Here is an 18,752-nt window from a genome sequence, read left to right as displayed (position 1 = left end):
GTCAATCGCACCGGGCGGTGCGCCGCCCTGAAGAAAACCCGCGTCAGCGCAAATACGTCGGGATATTCATGAAAAGCTCCCGCGTAAAATTGAGCATCTTGTCCATCATCCAGGGAAAGGCCAAGAGCAGCGCGATGAACATGGACAGGATCTTCGGCACGAAGGTGAGGGTCATTTCCTGAATCTGGGTGGCCGCCTGGAGCACCGAGACGAACACGCCGACGACCAGGCTCACCCCGAGCATGGGCAGGGCCAGGAACAGCGCCAGCTCGATGGCCTGGCGCGACAGGGCGACAACCATATCCGTGGTCATGGCGGGTGCTCCTTATGGCTTGTGCGGCGCGCTTCAGCGCACTGCAGCATCTCGTTTCAAGTAATGCCGCCGAACGCGGCGGCAATGCCCTTTCTTCAGTCGGGGTTTCCAAAGGGGCTCAGCCCCTTTGGCCGCCGGAGGCATCCTCTCTCCTCTTCTCATCTCTTCACGCTCTTCCCTGCTCACGTCGTCGTAAACGAGTTGACCAGCGAAGCCACGATCAAACCCCAACCATCCACGAGCACGAACAGCAGCAGTTTGAACGGCATGGCGATGGTGGCCGGCGGCAGCATCATCATGCCCATGGCCAGCAGGATGGACGAGATGACCATGTCGAGGATGAGAAACGGGATATAGATGAGAAAGCCGATGGTAAACGCGGTCTTGAGCTCGCTGATCATGAACCCGGCGGCCAGCATGATGGTGGGCACTTCGCCTTTGTCTTTGGGGCGTTCCATCTTGGTGATGGTGTAGAAGACGGACAGGTCTTTTTCGCGGGTGTGTTTGAAGAGGAATTCGCGCAGCGGCGCTTCGGCTTTTTTGAGGGCCTCGGTGAAGCCGATTTCCTCGTTCATGTAGGGTTGCAGGGCGTTGTCGTTTATCGCCTTGCCGGTGGGGTACATGATGACGGCCGTCAGAAAAATGGCGAGGCTGGCCAGGATTTGCGTGGGCGGCACCTGCTGCACGCCCATGGCCTGGCGCAAAAACGAAAACACCACGATGATGCGGGTAAACGAGGTGACGGTCAGCACGAACGACGGGGCCAGGGACAGGACGGTCAGGGCGAACAGGATTTCGAGCAGGGTGGAGACGCGTTCGGGCGAGGTCTGTCCGGCGGCCAGGGAGAGCGTCAGCGACGGCGCGTCCTGGGCCAGGGCCAGGGTCGGGAGGGCCAACAGCGCCCCGAAAAACGCTAGGGCCAACAAGTGGCTAGGGCGCGTCATCGGGCTGGACCGTCTTGGCGGCCAGGGCGTCGGCGAAATCGGCGTTTGCGGCATGATCGACCTCGGCGAGACGGGTGATGGAATGGTCGGTGACTCCGAGCACCAAGTCTTTATTCAAGAACCGCACCACCACCACGGATTTCTTGGGTCCGACCGGAAGATGGTCCATGAGGCGCAGGCTTCCGCCCCGACCGCCCGGTCCCAGGCCGATCTTGGGGCCGTAGCGTTTCAGCAGCCAGAAGGCGGCGAAGATGACCCCGAGCAGCACGGCCAGGGTCAGGCCCATTTTGAGGGCCACGCCGGTGAGGCCGTACTCGACGGCGGGCAGGGGGGCGGCGGCTGGATCAGGCAAGCTGCTTCACCCGTTCGATGGGGCTGATGATGTCGGTTAAGCGCACGCCGAATTTTTCATTGATGACCACGGCTTCACCCCGGGCCACGAGTTTGCCGTTGACGTAGATTTCCAGCGGTTCGCCGGCCAGCTTGTTGAGTTCGATGACCGAGCCTTGGCCGAGTTGCAGGAGTTCGTTGATGAGCAGCTTGGTGCGTCCCAGTTCGGCCGAAACGTCCAGCGGAATGTCCAGGATGAAGTCGAGGTCGCGGCGGATGTTGTCCGGCCGCTGGGCCTTGGCTTCGGGGGTCATGTCCTTGAACTTGGCCTTGGCGCTTTGGCGCGACAGGGCTTCCTGGTCGCGTTCGCGCTTGATGGAGGTTTCCTCCTCGTCGGCCAGGGCGGCGGCCCATTCGGCGGCCAGGGCGTCGTCGCCGCCGCCGCCGCCGCCCCCGGACGGCTGGTCAAAAAGCGCGTCGATGTCGTTTTGGGAGGCCGGTTTTTCGTCCTGGTCATCCAGGGCGGCGGCCCATTCGGCGGCGAGTTTGTCCTGGTCGATGTCGTCGGGAGTCATGGTGTAACCTCGCGGCGGCGCGGCGTTTATTGGATGACGAAATCCGTGAAATAGACCCGGGAGACCTTGGGCTGGCCGATGGCCTGGTTGAGGCGGTCCACGATTTCCTTTCGCAGCAGGATCTTGCCTTCCAGGGTGCTCAGGTCCTGGGAGGTCTTGGAGGACAGGAGCATGAGCAGGGCGTCGCGGATCTTGGCCTTGTTGTCTTCGAGCAGTTCCGGGTTGCTGGTCACTTCCACCTCGAGCACCACCTTGAGGTAGCGCCGGGCGTTGGGGTCGGCCAGATTGACCACAAAGGGGGGCAGGGCCACGTTGTTGGAGGCGGCCTTGTCCTTGCCGCCGCCGTGTCCGCCGCCGCCCTTGGCGTCGCTTTTGGCTTCGCCGTGGCCGCCCTCGGCCTTTTTCTCGGCCGGTTTGGCCTCGGCGTGGGCGTCGGCCTTGGGCGCTTCGGCCGGCGCGGCCCCTTCGGCCGGGGGTGCGGCTGCCGGCGGCTTGGCCGCGAAAAAGGTCAGATAGGCGAAGTAGCCGCCGCCGCCCAGGACCAGCAGCAGCACCACCAGGATGATATACTTGATGAGGCCGGATTTTTTCTTTTTCGGTTGTTCTTCGGGCGCTGGATCAGCCATGGCTCCCTCCGCTCATCAGATTCTCGGGCCGAACAAGTCCGTGCCAACCCGTACGTGGGTGGCCCCTTCCGTCACGGCCGCTTCCAGGTCGCCGCTCATGCCCATGGAAAGCACCGGCAGCGGCCGGCCAAGGCGGGACGCCAACGCGTCGCGCAACTCCCGCAGCCGGGCAAAGGCCGGCCGCGCCCCTTCGGGGTCGTCGAAGACCGGCGGAATGACCATGAGCCCGTCGAGGCGCAGGTTCGGGCACGCGGCCACGGCCTCGGCCAGGGCGTCCAGGCCGCCCGGCGCCATGCCGGACTTTTGCGCCTCCCCGGCCACGTTGACCTGCAGGCACACGGCCTGGGTCAGCTGTTGGGCCGCCGCTCTTTTTTGCAATATATGCGCCAGCTCGACGTTGTCCACCGTGTGGATCAGGTCGAAGCGGCCCACGGCCAGCTTGGCCTTGTTGCGCTGGAGATGGCCGATGAAATGCCAGGACAGCCCGGCCGGCGCGGCCTCGATCTTGGGCAGGGCCTCCTGGATGTAGGATTCCCCGAAGATGGTCTGGCCCCAGGCGGCCAGCTCGGCCACGGCCGAGGCGTCGTGGAATTTCGACACCGCCACCAGCGTCACCGCCGACGGGTCGCGGCCGCAAGCCCGGCAGGCCGCGCCTATGCGCTCCAAAACGCCCGTCAAGCGCGTTTTCGCCGTTTCCCCGCCCACGATCCCGCTCCTGGCTAAAAGCTACTGGCCAAGGCCCAGATCGCGCAAAAAGGCCCGGTCGTCGGTCCAGTCCGGCCGCACCTTGACCCACAGCTCCAAAAAGACCTGGCCGCCCAGCATCTCCTCGATGTCGGCCCGGGCTTTCTGGCCCACGTCCTTTAAGCGCTCACCGCCCTTGCCGATGACCATGGGCTTGTGGCTTTCCCTCGCCACATGGATGGCGGCGCGGATTTTCGTCAGCCCGGGCTTGGACCGCTCATCCCAGTCCTCGATGGTGACGGCGGTGGAATAGGGCAGTTCCTCGCCAAGGGCCAAAAAGAGCTTCTCGCGCACGATTTCGGCGGCAAGAAATCGCACCGGGGCCGTGGACACCTCGTCCGGGTCGAACTGGTGCGCGCCCTCGGGCAGCCGGGACATCAACGCGGTCAGGAGGTCGTCCACGCCAAGGCCGGTCAGCGCGCTTATGGGAAAGAGCTCGGCCGCCGGCAAGGCTTCGGACACGGCGGCCAAAACCGGCAGCAGCCGGGCCTTTTCGCGCACCACATCGGCCTTGTTCAGGGCAATGAGCACCGGCAGCCGGCCGTCGCCCACGGCCTTGACGATGGGGCGCAGGTCCGGGGCCAGGCCGTCCAGGCGGCGGGCGTACTGGGCCGCGTCGAGAATGAGCAGCACCACGTCGGCCTGGCCCAGGGCGGCGTAGGCCGAACGCAATAAAAGCGGGGCGATGCCGCGCTTTTGGCGGTGCAGGCCCGGGGTGTCCAGGAACACGGCCTGGAGGTCGCCCTGGGTGATGATGCCGCTGATCGAGTTGCGGGTGGTCTGCGGCTTGGGCGAGACGATGGAAATTTTCTGGCCGATGAGGCGGTTAAGCAAGGTGGATTTGCCGGCGTTGGTGGGGCCGAGCATGACCACGTGGCCGAAGCGGGAAACGTTTTCCAAGGAAGGCTCCGAGGCGGACGAGCATTTCGTCGCCGTGCATCATTATTAAAAAGTCATACGCGAAAACCTCATAGGCAAGTATCGCGGCCCGGGGCAAACGGCAACCCTTGCCTTGCCCCCTCGGGCTGGCTATAGCACGCCTGCCATGGGAAAGGACCTTATCATCGTCGAGTCGCCGGCCAAGGTAAAGACCATCAAGAAGTTTCTCGGCAACGCCTACGCCGTGGAAGCTTCCGTCGGTCATGTGCGCGATCTTCCCTCCAAAAAATTGGGTGTGGATGAAAAAGACGACTTCGCGCCGCAATATCAAATCATTCCGGGCAAGCAGAAGGTGGTTTCCAAACTGAAGGAAGCCGCTGCCTCGGCTTCGACCATCTATCTCGCCCCCGACCCCGACCGCGAAGGCGAAGCCATTGCCTGGCACGTAGCCCAGATCGTCCAGGAAGCGGGCGTGCCCGTGCACCGCATCCAGTTCAACGAGATCACGGCCAAAGCCGTGCGCGAGGCGCTTTCCCATCCCCGCGACATCAACGAAAAGCTTTTTCTCTCCCAGCAGGCCCGGCGCATCCTGGACCGGCTGGTGGGGTACAAGGTTTCGCCCATCCTGTGGCAGAAGGTCAAAAGCGGCATCTCGGCCGGCCGCGTCCAGTCCGTGGCCCTGCGCCTGGTCGTGGACCGCGAAAAGGAACGCCGGGCCTTCGTGCCGGTGGAATACTGGAATTTCAAGGCGCGCCTGGCCGCCGACTCGCCCCCGGAGTTCGAGGCCGAGCTGGCCAAGTACCAGGGCAAAAAGCTCGAAATCGGTAGCGCCGAGGCCGCCGCCGCCGCCGAGGCGGCCATCACCGGCCAGCCCTTCGTCGTCACGGCCGTGACGGAAAAGGAACGCAAGAAATCCCCGCCGCCGCCCTTTATCACCTCGACCCTGCAGCAGGCCGCCAACCAGCGCCTGGGCTATTCGGCCAAGCGCACCATGGGCGCGGCCCAGAAGCTCTACGAGGGCCTGGAACTCGGCGACAGCGGCACGGTGGCCCTTATCACCTACATGCGTACCGACTCCACGCGCATCGCCGACGAGGCCCGCGACGCCGCCCGGGAATACATCACCGAGGCCCTGGGGCCGGACTACTACCCGGAAAAGGCCCGCCATTTTCGCTCCAAGGCCGGCGCTCAGGACGCCCACGAAGCCATCCGGCCCATCGATGTCCGCATCACCCCGGCCGACGTCAAGACGCTTTTGCCCAAGGACCTCTTTTCGCTGTATAAGCTCATCTGGGAACGCTTTGTCGCCTCCCAGATGGCCGAGGCCAGGTTCTGGGACACGGCCGTGGACGTCACGGCCGGTCCGGGACTCTTCAAGGCCAAGGGCCAGCGCCTGATTTTCCCCGGCTACCTCAAGGTCTACGGCCAGGAGGCTGGCGACGAGGCCAAGTCCCTGCCCAAGCTCGACAAGGGCCAGGAACTGACGCTTTTGGAACTCAAGAAGGAACAGAAGTTCACCCAGCCGCCGCCGCGCTACACCGAAGCGTCGCTGGTGCGCGAGCTGGAGGAAAAAGGCATCGGCCGGCCCTCCACCTACGCCGCCATCATTTCCACGCTCATCGACCGCGACTACGCCCGGCTGGAGGAAAAGCACTTCGTGCCCTCCGAACTCGGCGAAACCGTCTCGGACCTGCTGGCCGAACACTTCGTCAAGATCATGGACGTCGGGTTCACCGCCGGCATGGAAGAGGCTCTCGACGCCGTGGCCGACGGCCGCACCGACTGGGTCAACCTGCTCAAGGACTTCACCGAGGACTTCAATCCGACCCTGGCCAAGGCGGCCAAGGACATGGCCAAGGTCAAGGCCGGCAAGGAAACCGACGTCAAGTGCGAGCTGTGCGGCAAGCCCATGGTCATCCGCTTCGGCAAGGCCGGCGAGTTCCTGGGCTGCTCGGGCTACCCCGACTGCAAGAACACCAAGGAATTCGACCGCGCCCCGGACGGGGCGGTGATTCCCCGTGAACGCAAGGCCGAGGAAGTCGCCTCGGTGGGGGCCTGCCCCACCTGCGGCAAGGATCTGGTGGTCAAGAAGTCCCGCACCGGCAGCCGGTTCATCGCCTGCACCGGCTGGCCGGACTGCAAATACACCAAGCCGCTGTCCACCGGCGTCCCCTGCCCCAAGGAGGGCTGCTCCGGCACGCTGGTCGAAAAAAGCTCCAAGCGCGGCAAGGTGTTCTACGCCTGCGACGCCTACCCCCAGTGCGATTTCGCCGTCTGGGACTGGCCCATTAACGAACCCTGCCCCCAATGCGACTCCAAGATCCTCGTGCGCAAAAAGACCCGCGACGGCGAACTCATCACCTGCCCCAGCAAAAGCTGCCGCTACAAACGCGCCGTGGGCGGCAAGAAGGACGAGGGAGAGGGCGAGGAATAGAAGAGAAGATGCCTCCGGCGGCCGGGGGCCTGAGGCCCCCGGACCCCCCGAAAGGGGGTTGACTGGGGACGCTGGTGACGAACGTAGGCGACGAAGCGAATGTTCGTTCGGCAGAAGAGGGCTATGCGCCGTTCTTCCGACGGCTTTTCTGTCGAGTGGAAAGAAAAAAGTTGGTTCTGGATTTTTAAGAGGTTATGTCCGGCGTTCGGGGTCGTTGTCGGCAAAGCAAACACCGACCACGGCAACGCCCGGCTTCAGCAATGAGGCCGCCGGCCGCTCTTCCGACTCCCTCTTCTGGCTGGCGATATAATAAAATTTGGTTCTGGTTTTTTCAGGGGTTGCCTCGGCAACCCCTTTTTGCGTCCAACGCCATCGCGCTGCAACTTACGGCTTTCCCGCGTCCGCCGCTGTGGCCCCGATCACCAGCGGGTTGTCGGCGTCCAGCCACAGCTGCCCCCCGCCCGTGGCCGTAAACCGCACGGCAAACCCCTCGCCGCCGACCGGGAACGTCAGCCGCGTCCGGTTGTCAAAGCCCTCCCCGCGCTCGGGAAAATACCCCTGCCTGTGCACGGCCCGGCCAAGCTCACGCCCGTCGGCCGCCACCGCCGTCACCGTCAGCGTCTGGTCCGGCCCGGTCAAGCGCGGACAATACGACACCGACCCGGCCGCCGCCGCCGGACCGGTCACACCGTAAGCCAGGGTCATGCCCAGGGCCGGATCCTCGGCCTGGATGTAGCTGCCCCACTGACGCACGCCCCGGGCTTCGGTCACGGCCGCGGTGTAGCCGCCGTCGGTCCGCTCCACCCGGTCGGCAGCCGGCATGGCGATAAGCCCGGTATCGGGTCGGGGGCGGTAGAACGTGTACAGCCCGGCGGACTCGGCGGGTTCGTAATACAGCCCGACGAGACCCAGCAGCTTGCGGCTGACAAAGGCCCTGGAATCCACGAACCGGGCGGCCAGCCGGCCGCGCACCGCCGCCGCCATGGGCGAATTGGCCATGGGCGCAAGCCCCAGTCTGTCATACATATCAGTTTCGAAAGCGTCATACAGCCACAGTTTGCCGTAGGCCGGGGTCCCGGCGAAAAGGAACGCCCCTTCGGCGTCGGCCAGCAGCGGCCCTTGGATGTCGGATACGATGGTCCGGGCGGCGTCGGCTTCGGCCACGGCTTGCTGGCGTGGGACAAACGTGACGGCAGATGGGGCGTGCAGGGTGATGAAGGACGGCACGCAGCCGGCCAGGGTCAGGGCGGCCAGCCCCCGGGCCACTGGGCCGCGCCCGGCCAGATATCCGGCCAGCCGGGCCGCGCCCAGGGCGCAAATGGTCGCGGGCAGCAGCAAGTGGTTGGTGTCCGCCCCGCCCCACATGAGCGTGCGCCACAAAAAGGGGACAAAGGCCAGCAGCAGGGCGTCGGGCAGTGGCAGGCGACGCCGCACGGCGCACAGGGCCAGCCAGCCGGCGTAAGCGGCCAGAAGCGGCCCGTGGCCGGCGGCGAAGTCGCGCAGGCGGGCCAAAGCCACGCCGTGGCTGTTGTCGGCGGCCAGGCCGGTCATGGCCTTGGGAAACAGCACGGTCTGCGCCCAGATTCCCGGGCCGAACCAGGCCAGGCAGAGAAGTCCCAGGACCGCGCCGCCGCCGGCCAGCCCGGCCAGGGCATAGAGCCGCTCCTGCCGCGACAGCCGAAAAACGAACAACAAGGCGGCGTAAGCCCCGGCCAGGGGCCACATTTGCTGCTTGCCCAGGCAGGCCAGGGCCATAAGCAGGCCGCTTAGCGCGAAAAGCCGCGTGTTGCCGCGTACGCGGGCGGCCTCGAACACGGCCACGGCCAGCAACAGACTGCCCACGGCCAGGGTGTCGGGCTTGCAGACAAAGGCGTTGCCCATTTCCGGCTGGGCAAAGGCGGCAAGGGCCGCCAAAAGGCCGGTCAACGCGCCGCCAAGGGGTCCCAAGGTCTTGCCGTCCAGCCGGCGGCCCAGGAAAAAGAGCGCGAGCAGGATGGCCGCTCCGCCGGCCAGGGCGGCCAGTTTGCCGGCCAAAAGCGGCGCTGCGGCAAAAGGGGCCATCGCCGCCGCCGCGAGGTAGAAAAGCGGCGGGTAGAGCGTGACGAGGCGCGGCCAGGGCGGGCTGGCCCCGGGGTAGATGTCGGCTCCCCGGGCCACCAGCCAGCCCTTGAGGGCTTCGCGGCCTTCCAGGGCGTTGGCGGCAAGCGGCGAGAGGAGTTCGGGCAGCCGCGTCTGGATGAGCACATCCCAGCCGGCCAGGCCGGCGGCCAGCACGGCGTAGACGAGGCAGCCCCGGATAAACGGCGCATCCGGGCCGGGGCTCGGGGCCGGGCGGCGACGGAAAAGCAGCATGGTCAACATGGGCAGGGCGGCGGCCGCCACAAGCGGTTCGCGCCAGTGGCCCAGCGACAGGGCGGCGGCCAGCAAACAGCCGGCCACGGCCAGGGAGACGAAGGTGTTTCGGGTCATGTTGGGGCGCAGTATCGCCCCGCCGCCCCGGTCTGGCAAGGACGGAGCGGCAGGGCGGCGTTACATGTAGCCCAGGGCGCGCAGCTGTTCCATGGCGTCTTCCTTGTCCTGGTCGCGCCCGGCCCGTTCGCCGCTGCGGTCGTCCAGGTCCTGTTCCCAGGCCGGCAGGTCGCTTTTGCGGACGGTGCCGCTAAGGGTCCCGAGGCTGCGGTAACCCTTGGCGTAGAGGGAGCAGTGGGGCAGGCCGCGGCCGCGCGTGATGGCCCAGACGTCGGCTTCGCGCATGTGCAGGATGGGGTGGACGCGCAGATGGGGCGGCTCCTCGCGTGGGCTTTCGTAGAGCTCACCTTCGCGTGCCGGATGCTCGTCCCAGCGGATGGCGGTGGCCAGGGCGGCCACGCCGTTTTCGCGCAAAAAGGTGTTCATGGGCAGCACTTTCATAAGCTGGTTGCCCAGCGGCGATTCCGGGTCAAAGGGGAACCCGGGGCCGGTAAATCCGGTGCGGGCCGCTTCGTCGCGCACGGCCTGGGACAGGCCGGAAAGGTCGATGTAGTCGCCGATGGCCGGCTTGCGGTCGAGGATCTCGTGGTTGGCGGCCAGATGGACGTCCAGGCCCCAGTCGGCGGTCAGGCGCTTTTGGAAATCGAGGATTTCCGGGAACGGGTCGCCTTCGTCGATGGTCAGCACGCGCGGCATGGTCCGGCCGGTCTCGCGGCACAGTTCCCGGGCCAGCCACAGAGTCAGCGTGCTGTCCTTGGCTCCGGTCCAGGCGATCCAGAAGGTGTGGCCGAAGCGGTCCATGGCCCCGGCCAGCACGCGCTTGGACAGGGCGATTTTGTCATCAAGGGGCAGATCGAGCAGGGCGTGGTCCATGGGTGTCGGTCCTTGGCGGTCGGATGGGCCGCCGGAGGTTGTCCGGCGGCAAGGCCGTCATAACCCGGCTACGGCGTTTTATTCCAGGAAAAAAGGCTCATGGCCGGCTGCGGCCATGTGTTGCCGGAAGGCCAGGAAGTAGAGGTAGTGGCTGGGATTGACCATGACGGCGGCGGAAAGTCTTGCGGCAAAGGCGGCGGTATTGGCCCGGGCCGCGTCCTCGGCCGACGCGCCGGAATCCCCGGGCGCGACCAAAGGCAGCGGCTCCTCGATGCGCAGGGTGAGGCTGCCGGACGGGGCGCGCTCCATGAAGCAGGGAAGCACGGCGCAGCCGGTTTTGGCGGCGAGCAGCATCGGCCCCAGGGAGAAAAGGGCCTGGCGGCCCAGAAACGGCACGGCTGCGCGTTTCTCGCCGCCGCCGCCGTCCATGGCCACGCCCAGGACATGGCCGCCGCGCAGGCAGGTGAACGCGCCCTTGAGGCTGCCGAAAACGTCGATATGGGTCACGGGCAGGGTCTGTTCGTGGGCCCAGCGCAGCTCGCGGGTGCGGCGCACGGCCGCGCTTCGGGCCTCGGGCAGTTTATCATTGAGCGTCGTGGCCGGGGCTGAGAGCTGGCACATGCGGTAGCCGGCGTGGCCCACGGCGGGCATGACCATCTGATTGGCCCCGTAGTGGCCAAACGCCAGCATGACGCCGCGTCCCTGGGCCAGGGCGGCGTCCAGACGCTGGCGGCCTTCTATGCGCACGTGGGCGGCCGTTATGGCCGGGGTGAGCCTGGGGAAGTAGAGCACTTCGAGATCGGTCTGGCAGAACTGGCGCAAGGCCTCCCGGGCCAGGGCCAGGCGGGCGGCCGGATCGGCCGGAACGCCGGGAACGAGACGGGCCGCCTCGGCCATGCCGTGCAGCCGGGCGTTGGGCGCGCGGCCAAGCAGGCTCCCCAGCCCCCGGGCCAGGGCCAGGGCGCGCGGCAGGGGCAGGGCCTGGATCAGTCGCTTGAAGGGATGCCAGTAGCACCACACCAGGGCGTCGCGGACGGCTCGCATGGGACCTCGAAGGGGGTCGATTTCGCCGTGTTGGCTATCATGGCCGGACCCGGGGCGCAAACGAAACGGGCCGCCGGCGCGTGGCAGGCGGCCCGTTGGCAAGGACTCGGCGGGGATCAGGCCAGGGCCTTGGGCCGACGGCCGGGGGGCAGGGATGGGGACGGCCGCCGGCCGGTCACGGCCTTGGCGGCTCTTGGGGTGCCGCCGCCTTCGGCCTGCATCTCGGCGATAAGCGCGGCCAGCTCGCGGGCCTGGTCGGCCAGTTCGTCCACGGCCCGGCCGGCCATGTCCATGGCCTGGGCCGATTCGGAAGCGATGCGGCTGACGTCTTCCACGCTGCGGTTGATCTCTTCGGAGGTGGCGGATTGCTGCTCGGAAGCGGTGGCGATGGAGCGCACCTGATCGGCGGCGGCATCGACGAGCTTGACGATCTCACCCAGGGTGCCGCCGGCGGTGGAAGCCAGGCCGGCGGCTTCCTCCACGGCGGAAACGGCCTGGGCCACGTTGTCGTAGTTCTTCTTGGTGCCGTCCTGGATGCCGCGTATGGCGTCGCCGACTTCCTTGGTGGCGGTCATGGTCTTTTCGGCCAGCTTGCGCACCTCGTCGGCGACCACGGCAAAGCCGCGCCCGGCCTCGCCGGCCCGGGCGGCCTCGATGGCGGCGTTAAGCGCCAGCAGGTTGGTCTGGTCGGCGATGTCGGAGATGACGCCGAGCACCGCGCCGATGCTTTCGGCCTGATGGCCGAGGGTTTCCATGTCGGTGCGGGATTGCCGGGCGTTGTCGTTGACGCGCACGAGGAACTCGGCCACCCGGGAGACGGCCCTGGCTCCTTCCTCGGCCTTGCCGCGCGCCTGGGCAGCGGTATCGGCGGCCTGGCCGGCGTTTCGGGCCACTTCCAGCACGGTGGCGTTCATCTCTTCCATGGCCGTGGCCGTCTCGCCCACGCGCTCGGCCTGGCTTTGCGCGCCGCTTCGGGCCTGGTTGATCTGGCCGGTGAGGTCGTCGGAGGCCGAACCCAGGACGCCGGCCACGCCTTCCAGTCTTCCGGCCGCCTGGAGCATGCCTTCGGCCCGGGCCTTGCGGGCCTGGTTGGCCGCTTCCTCGGCCTGGGCCGTGGCGACCCGGGCGGCGTCGGCCTGGCTGGCTGCCTCGGCGGTTTTCTGGTCGGCCTCGGCGATCTTGGCCTTGAGGTTGGCGATCATGGTGACGAATACGCCGTAGACGCCGCCCTGGCCTTCCACGGGCTTGAGCGGCACGTCCAGGTTGCCGGCGGCCACGGCCGAGGCGACCTCGCCCAGGTAGCCGGGGTCCTGGCCGAGTTGGCCGAGGACGTTGCGCATGAGCCAGTGGGCCAGGATGCCGCCAAGGACGAGGCCGGCGGCCATGAGGGAAAGCACGACGACACGCCCGGAGTCATAGGCGGCAACGGCGGCGGCCGCCGATTTCGCGCCGCCCTGGTCGTTCACGTCGATGAGGATGTCGAGGTAGCGTTGGGCCGCCTGGATGTTCTTGGCCGCGTCTCCAGCAGCGATGGCGGCGGCGGCGACGTTGTCGTTGGCGCGCGACAGGACCATGGCCTTTTCGTGCAGCCCCAAATAGGCGTTCCAGGCTTCCAGGAATTTCGGGAAGTTCTCGCGTTCCTCAGGTTCGCTCATGAGCGGCCTGTAGGTTTCAATGCTTTTATCGATGCCTTTTTTGAGGTCGGCCAGCTGGCGCTCGTAACCCTCCATGGCTGCCTTGTCGGTGGTCAGCAGATGGACAAGCTCAAGGCGTCTGAAGGCTGACGTCTGGTTGGTGAGTTTGCCTATGGTCTTGATGGTAGGCAGCCAATTCGTGGCCAGCTCATGGGTGTTGCTGTTGATGGCCTTCATTTCCATGAGGGAAAAAAGGCCCAGCCCGCAGAGCATGACGAGCAAGGCGGCAAAGCTGCAGATGAGTTTCGTGGACAGTTTCATGGCGGCCCCCGGGTGCACGTGAGGAATTGTCGCGACACGAACGGCGTTAATAAGGGTATTGTTTTGTGTATTGCCTAAAACTGCAGAAGAACGCCAGTGATATCTTTGCAATTTGAGGTAGTGCGAGGCTTTTGGGGCGGGGGGAAGCGCGGGTCGACATGTCGTCGAAATGACGGCGTCGAAAGGAGAACGGGTAGGTCGGGAGTTTCCCATGGCTCCTTTTCAGCCGCTCCATTAGGTGAACCGGCCCGATGCGCGAGCCTTCCCGGCCGTCCACAAGCCGGGTACTCTCCGAGCCGGACTGCGGCGACCGCCCTTTTTTGGATTGCCTCGGCAACCTCCAAGACCGCGTCTGGTTATCGCTGTCTCCCTGTACGATAGATTTAGGAAACTCCCAGACCCTTACATTCATGCAGAGATCAGGGAGCAGGATGCGCCATGAAAAGCGAAAGATCCGCGAGTGAACAGGTTGGCTACGCCATCATCCCGGCCGAGTCGCGCCATCTGCCCTTGTTGAACGCTATCGAACTCGCGGCGGCGAAGATTTTTCCTGATGGTTACCTGCCGGAACATATTTTGTCGGATAAGCTGCCCATGGATGTGCTGCTGGCCGCGCAAGCGCAGGGCCTGCTGTGGGCGGCTGTCGATGCCGGTGGATCGCCTGTTGGGTATGTCCTTGTGCAAGTGGTCGATGGGATGGCCCTTCTGGCCCAGGTGGACGTGCATCCTGACCACGGCCGGCAAGGCCTGGGGAGGGCGCTAATCCGCCACGCCATGCGGCGCATTTGGGAGCAGGGATTTTCGGAATGCTATTTGACGACATTCTCGGATATAGCCTGGAATGGGCCCTTTTATGAGAAACTGGGATTCGGCATTGTCGGCGAGGCGGACATGCCGCAGGCGATTGCGGCGATACTGCGTGAAGAGCAGGAGCGGGGGTTGCGAAATAGGGTGGCGATGCGGCTGCAGATTTCGGAATAGGGAAATGAGGAGCGTTGGACGGCGAGGGAGCGGGCGCGTGGAGGCGGGGCGACAGGATAGGGAGGGGGGGTGGCGGGGGCGTTACGGCGCGGCGATGTTGCGCAGGGTTTCGGGATGGGGGAGGGTGCTGGACTGCCCGGGCGTGACGATTTCCTCGGCCACGACGCTGCCGTCGCCAGCCAGGACGCGGCGCAGGAAAGAGCCGTCCTCGCGGGGCGTCAAGGTCGTGCGCCGGATGGGTTTCGGTGCGATGCCGGCGTCGAGGTCGGCGATGAGTTGGGAGAGGGCGTGTTTGGCTTTGCTCATGGTCGAAGGCTTCCTTGATGCGGCGCAACGCATCTTAGAGCATGTCCGGCACGGGTATTGCTAAATATCTAATTTCCTTTAATAATCTTGGGCATGAGTACCCCGTATGATTTTACCGAACTGCCGGACGAGTTATGGGCACAATTAGAACCGCTCCTTGACCCGTTTAAGCGAAAGCGTTCTGGCGGAAGCGCTCCGATTTCCTCTCGGAACATAATGAACGGCATCATCTTCCGTCTGAAAACAGGATGTCAGTGGAGTATGATCCCAAGGAGCTATGGATCAAAAAGCGCTATTCATGAGCACTATCGCCGATGGGCGAGACGTGGAGTATTTGACCAATTGATGAAGATATGCCTGGAAAATTATCATCTTCAGCAAGGTCTTCATTTTTCCTGGCAATCCATGGACGGCTCTTTGATTCAGGCACCTGTTCGCACAAAAAAAAGAAGCGGCTGAAGGCCTTGGAGCGAATCCAACAGACAGGGGACGCTCTGGAACAAAGATTCATTTGCATGTCGACCAAGAAGGGACACCCCTCGGGGTCATTGTCGTTGGAGCAAATGTTCACGACAGTCGACTGGTTGGCTTAACGATTGAAAATAATAGTGATCTTATTTCCATGTTTAATATTTGCACCGATATCTATCACTTATGTCTGGACAAGGGCTATGATTATCCACGTGTACATGAAGAAGTGTATTCATATGGGTTTGAATCGCATATCCGTTCCCGAGGGGAGGAAAAAATTGAGAAGCAAGAAGGTCTTCATCCCGCTCGCCGCTGGGTCGTAGAGCGCACATTCGCTTGGCTGAAAGGCTTTCGCGGTATTCGAACGAGATATTGCCACTATTTATCTACCTTCATTGCCTTTGTGAAATTGGCCTGCGCAATTATCGTGTTCAGGAAGATTTATGCAAAGCAATAGTCGTGCCGGATATCCTCTTAATAAGTACTCGATGTAACGTACTGATATTTGAACAATATATGCCTGGGTATAAATGATCTTGATTTTCGATGTTTGAAGATATAGGCTGTAGTTATGCGAGATTACATTCATCTTGTTGAAAATCCTTTGCCAACAAACTGGCGAGATCTGCAACTAGGTGTTAGAAATATATTCCGAGAAATCGGCTATTTTGCAGAACAAGAGTATACCATAGAGACCCCCCGTGGGAAGGTGTGCGTTGATGTATTTGCTGTTGATAAAGTTGGTGACCATCCCATAAAAATTATTTCGGAATGCAAAAATTGGAGCGAAAGGGTCGATCAGAGTGTAGTTCATTCGTTTATGACGGTTATGTCTGAAACCGGTGCTAATATTGGGTTTATAATTTCAAAGAATGGATTTCAAGCTGGAGCTTTAGAGTATACAAAAAATACAAATATTGTGTGTTTGACTTTTGAAGATCTACAGAAAAAGTACATTGACATTTGGTTTGAGCGGTATTTTTGCAAAGAAATCGGAATACAAGCTTACTATTTGCATAAATACACAGATTATATGTCTAGCGTTATGGAGTTCATGGATGAAGAACATTGGAAATTAGTTCCATATAAAAGCAAATGCATCAATCGCTTGTGGGCTGTATGGAATGCGAGAAAAGGCTTTGATGAGCATGGATTTGTCAATCAAGATACTGTTATAGAAAGTCTGTATCAATTTAATCCTGAAATATTTGGAGATAATAATTTATACCTTCGCGAAGTTCTGAAAAATGCGCTTCTTTTGATTCAGCCTATAGTAGACAACTTAAATCAAAAGTTCGGAGATAATATGGTAGTAAAGATGTACGGGAAAGAACTTGTTGGACTGAAATAACGATCTAAAAAACGGACCGCCTCTTCCGAGGCGGCCCGTCCATTATTCATTCACTTCGCCCCTCTCGGGGCCGGGGGCTTCCCCCCGCATCGCTACGTCGTCAGCGGCGTATTCTCCACCCAGCTCCAGACGCCGCAGGGGCAGGCGTTGGCGCAGAAACCGCAGCCGATGCACTTCTCCGGGTCCGAAACCATGGCGAACTCCTTGCCTTCCTTCTGCTGGCGGGAAATGGCCCCCACCGGGCACAAGGTCTCGCACAGGCCGCAGTCGCGGCAGGCGCCGCAGGACGAACACTGGCTGGCGCAGGAGTCGAGATCATTAAACTCCAGCACGCGCGGATCGAAGTACTCAAGCTTGGCCCGCTTGTAGTCGATCATCTTGCGCGTGTCCTCGCAGGGACGCTTGCCGGTCAGGATCTCGTCGATGGCCCGGGCCGCGTCGCGGCCCATGCCGATGGCCTGGGTTAAAAGGCCCGGCTTCACGATGTCGCCGATGGCGAACACCTTGGGGTTGGTCGTCTGGAAGATGCTGTTGACCTTCACATGGCCGCGTTCCGTGGCGATGGTGTCGCCTAGGAACTCGATGTCCGGCACGTCGCCCACGGACAGCAGCACCGTGTCGGCCGGGATCAGCTCGCCCGACTGGAGCATGACACCCTCGGGCGTGATCTCCTTGGTGAAGCAGGGCCACTTGAAGACCGCGCCGACTTCCTCGGCGTCGTGCTTTTCCTTGCCAAAGGCGGCGGGCTTTTGGATGTCGATGAGCGTAATGGACTCGGCCCCCAGGCGCGCGGCTTCGGTGGCCACGTCGCAGCCCACGTTGCCCGCGCCGATGATGACCACGCGCTTGCCGACCTTGCCCTCGCCCTTCTTGGCGGCCTTGAGGAAGGTCAGCGCCGGGGTGGCCAGTTCCTTGCCCGGAACCGGCAACATGCGCGGCTTGTTCGCGCCAACGGCCAGCACCACGTAGTCGTAGTCCGTGACGATCTGGGCGAACTCGTCGGCCGAAAGGGCCTTTTGGGTCTGGATGTGGGGCAGGATTTCCCTGGCCCGGGCGATTTCGGCGTCGAGCACGTCGGCCGGGATGCGGCTGGACGGAATCGACGAGGTGATCTTGCCGCCGAGCTTCTCGGCCGGATCGTAGATCACGGCCTCATGGCCGGCCAGCCGCAGTTGCCAGGCCACCGACATGCCGGCCGGGCCGCCGCCGATGACGGCCACGCGCTTGCCGGACAGCTCCGGGAGCTTGGGCATCTTGCCGGCCTTGACGTTGGCCTTGCCGAGCATGGCCGTGTCCAGGGGCTTTAACGTGCCGACATTGCGGGTGCAGCCCTGCATGCACAGGTTGGGGCACAGGTAGCCGCAGACCGTGGCCGGGAAGGGCGTGTAGGCGAGCGCCAGGTCCATGGCTTCGTCCATGAGCCCGTCGCGCACGAGCTGCCAGCGCTCCTGCACCGGGATGCCGGTGGGACAGCTGGCCTGGCAGGGGGCGAGGTATTTCTTGTTTTCCCAGACCGGCACGAACCGGCGCAGTTCGCCGGTGACGATAAGGCCGATGGTGCTGCGGTCGGAATCGTCGAGGTCGCCGATAAGCCCGCCGCGCCCCAGCTCCGCGTCCCAGACCTGGGCGCGGAATTCGCCCATGGGACGGCGGGTCTTGCCGGTCTTTTCGTAGGGCGACCGGGCGGCGATGAGCTGCCAGTCGTCGCGCTTGGACAGCGTGTCGAACAGTTCCGGCCGGCCGATGGCGTCGAGGAACTTCCCCAGGTTCTCGGTCAGCCAGCCAAACGTGGCGTCGTCGATGGCCACGAGCTTGGCGTCGGCCAGGGAAAACCCTTTGTGGGGGCCGCGGAAGAAGATGCGCCCGCCCACCATGCCGACGCAGGGGCGGTAGCCGAGCACGTTGTCCGGGTTTTGCGGTTCGAAGCCGCAGACCACGGCCGTGCCGCCGGCCATGAATTCGGCGAAGTAGTCGCCGACGCTGCCCAGGACAAAGAGTTCCGGCGCGGCGTACTTGGGGTTCTGCTTGGTCATGGTCATGCCGCGCGAACCGATGTTGCCGGCGATCATGACCTTGCCCTGGGCCATGGCGTTGCAAGCGCCGTTGCCGGCGTTGCCGCGTACGACGATGTCGGCTCCGGCGTTGAGCCAGCCGATGTCGTCGGAGACCGAGCCGTCGATGTCGATGCGGGTGCCGGGGAAGCCCATGGAGCCGGTGCGCTGGCCGGGCGAGCCGGTGATGCGCACGTTGATCGGCTCCTCGCGGGAGACCCACAACCGGCCGCCGATGCCGTGCTGGCCGAAGGCTTCAACAATAAGGTCGCGCGCGCCCTGGGTGACGGCGCGCTGGATGCGCTCCTCCAGGATGCGGGACTGGACGCGTTGTCCGTTTTCTATGCCGTGTATGGTGACGGTTTGCTGTGCCATGTTCGTGCCGCCTTGGTGCGTGTAAAAGGAC

At 63.7% G+C, this 18,752-nt stretch carries 18 protein-coding genes; 5 read left to right on the top strand and 13 right to left on the bottom strand.

The genetic code is table 11. From position 1 onward, the window contains the following. Positions 1 to 43: 43 nt before the first annotated feature. The 7 genes from fliQ to era form a co-directional block, all read right to left on the bottom strand. Positions 44 to 313, bottom strand: a complete 270-nt coding sequence (gene fliQ / locus DMR_RS21830) for a flagellar biosynthesis protein FliQ (RefSeq protein WP_006922329.1) — start codon at positions 311 to 313, stop codon at positions 44 to 46. 182 nt (positions 314 to 495) lie between these two features. Then, positions 496 to 1,257, bottom strand: coding sequence for a flagellar type III secretion system pore protein FliP (gene fliP, locus DMR_RS21825; protein ID WP_015863223.1), 762 nt, complete (start codon positions 1,255 to 1,257; stop codon positions 496 to 498). Next, positions 1,244 to 1,609, bottom strand: a complete 366-nt coding sequence (fliO, locus tag DMR_RS21820; protein WP_015863222.1) for a flagellar biosynthetic protein FliO — start codon at positions 1,607 to 1,609, stop codon at positions 1,244 to 1,246. The genes fliP and fliO overlap by 14 nt, the downstream gene beginning before the upstream one ends. Further along, the gene (gene fliN, locus DMR_RS21815; RefSeq protein ID WP_015863221.1) at positions 1,602 to 2,162 is read right to left on the bottom strand and encodes a flagellar motor switch protein FliN; all 561 of its coding nucleotides are present in this window, start codon (positions 2,160 to 2,162) and stop codon (positions 1,602 to 1,604) included. Before fliN ends, fliO begins: the two co-directional genes overlap by 8 nt. Before the next feature lie 26 nt (positions 2,163 to 2,188). Beyond that, complete coding sequence (gene fliL / locus DMR_RS21810) at positions 2,189 to 2,788, bottom strand: flagellar basal body-associated FliL family protein (protein ID WP_015863220.1); 600 nt, start codon at positions 2,786 to 2,788, stop codon at positions 2,189 to 2,191. Positions 2,789 to 2,803: 15 nt separating this feature from the next. Further along, a complete protein-coding gene (locus tag DMR_RS21805) occupies positions 2,804 to 3,493 on the bottom strand; it encodes a YggS family pyridoxal phosphate-dependent enzyme (protein WP_015863219.1) in 690 nt (229 codons plus the stop codon). Between the two features lie 21 nt (positions 3,494 to 3,514). Further along, positions 3,515 to 4,432 carry a GTPase Era gene (gene era, locus DMR_RS21800; RefSeq protein ID WP_015863218.1) on the bottom strand — a complete coding sequence of 306 codons (918 nt, stop codon included), beginning with the start codon at positions 4,430 to 4,432 and terminating at the stop codon, positions 3,515 to 3,517. Between the two features lie 145 nt (positions 4,433 to 4,577). On the opposite strand from era, the gene topA reads away from it, so the two are divergent. Further along, a complete protein-coding gene (topA, locus tag DMR_RS21795) occupies positions 4,578 to 6,845 on the top strand; it encodes a type I DNA topoisomerase (RefSeq protein ID WP_015863217.1) in 2,268 nt (755 codons plus the stop codon). Positions 6,846 to 7,229: 384 nt separating this feature from the next. On the opposite strand, the gene DMR_RS21790 is transcribed toward topA, so the two are convergent. The 4 genes from DMR_RS21790 to DMR_RS21775 form a co-directional block, all read right to left on the bottom strand. After that, a complete protein-coding gene (locus DMR_RS21790) occupies positions 7,230 to 9,314 on the bottom strand; it encodes a hypothetical protein (RefSeq protein WP_015863216.1) in 2,085 nt (694 codons plus the stop codon). Between the two features lie 60 nt (positions 9,315 to 9,374). Further along, positions 9,375 to 10,187, bottom strand: a complete 813-nt coding sequence (locus DMR_RS21785) for a phosphoadenosine phosphosulfate reductase family protein (RefSeq protein ID WP_015863215.1) — start codon at positions 10,185 to 10,187, stop codon at positions 9,375 to 9,377. Between the two features lie 78 nt (positions 10,188 to 10,265). Further along, positions 10,266 to 11,231, bottom strand: a complete 966-nt coding sequence (locus DMR_RS21780; RefSeq protein ID WP_015863214.1) for a lysophospholipid acyltransferase family protein — start codon at positions 11,229 to 11,231, stop codon at positions 10,266 to 10,268. Positions 11,232 to 11,347: 116 nt separating this feature from the next. Beyond that, positions 11,348 to 13,186, bottom strand: coding sequence for a HAMP domain-containing methyl-accepting chemotaxis protein (locus tag DMR_RS21775; RefSeq protein WP_043601356.1), 1,839 nt, complete (start codon positions 13,184 to 13,186; stop codon positions 11,348 to 11,350). A 438-nt stretch (positions 13,187 to 13,624) separates the two neighbouring features. Between DMR_RS21775 and DMR_RS21770 the strand changes: the two genes are divergently transcribed. Then, positions 13,625 to 14,167, top strand: coding sequence for a GNAT family N-acetyltransferase (locus DMR_RS21770; protein ID WP_015863212.1), 543 nt, complete (start codon positions 13,625 to 13,627; stop codon positions 14,165 to 14,167). Positions 14,168 to 14,248: 81 nt separating this feature from the next. Here DMR_RS21770 and DMR_RS21765 read toward each other — a convergent pair whose 3' ends face one another. Continuing rightward, positions 14,249 to 14,473, bottom strand: a complete 225-nt coding sequence (locus DMR_RS21765) for a hypothetical protein (protein WP_015863211.1) — start codon at positions 14,471 to 14,473, stop codon at positions 14,249 to 14,251. 93 nt (positions 14,474 to 14,566) lie between these two features. Here DMR_RS21765 and DMR_RS24030 point away from each other — a divergent pair, with 93 nt between their 5' ends. The 3 genes from DMR_RS24030 to DMR_RS24020 all read left to right on the top strand — a co-directional run bounded on the left by DMR_RS24030 (position 14,567) and on the right by DMR_RS24020 (position 16,295). Beyond that, positions 14,567 to 14,932: a transposase gene (locus tag DMR_RS24030; RefSeq protein WP_015862364.1), complete on the top strand. Its 366-nt coding sequence runs from the start codon at positions 14,567 to 14,569 to the stop codon at positions 14,930 to 14,932. Further along, a complete protein-coding gene (locus DMR_RS24025; protein WP_148208504.1) occupies positions 14,904 to 15,401 on the top strand; it encodes an IS5 family transposase in 498 nt (165 codons plus the stop codon). The genes DMR_RS24030 and DMR_RS24025 overlap by 29 nt, the downstream gene beginning before the upstream one ends. A gap of 114 nt (positions 15,402 to 15,515) precedes the next feature. Further along, on the top strand, positions 15,516 to 16,295 hold the full coding sequence (locus tag DMR_RS24020) for a restriction endonuclease (protein WP_015863210.1): 780 nt from the start codon (positions 15,516 to 15,518) through the stop codon (positions 16,293 to 16,295). 92 nt (positions 16,296 to 16,387) lie between these two features. Here the strand turns inward: DMR_RS24020 and DMR_RS21760 are convergent, their stop codons facing one another. Continuing rightward, the gene (locus DMR_RS21760) at positions 16,388 to 18,721 is read right to left on the bottom strand and encodes an FAD-dependent oxidoreductase (protein ID WP_015863209.1); all 2,334 of its coding nucleotides are present in this window, start codon (positions 18,719 to 18,721) and stop codon (positions 16,388 to 16,390) included. Positions 18,722 to 18,752 lie beyond the last annotated feature (31 nt).

The sequence above is a fragment of the Solidesulfovibrio magneticus RS-1 genome, from assembly GCF_000010665.1.
GTDB lineage: Bacteria > Desulfobacterota > Desulfovibrionia > Desulfovibrionales > Desulfovibrionaceae > Solidesulfovibrio > Solidesulfovibrio magneticus.
This window is presented reverse-complemented; position numbering and strand designations above follow the sequence as displayed.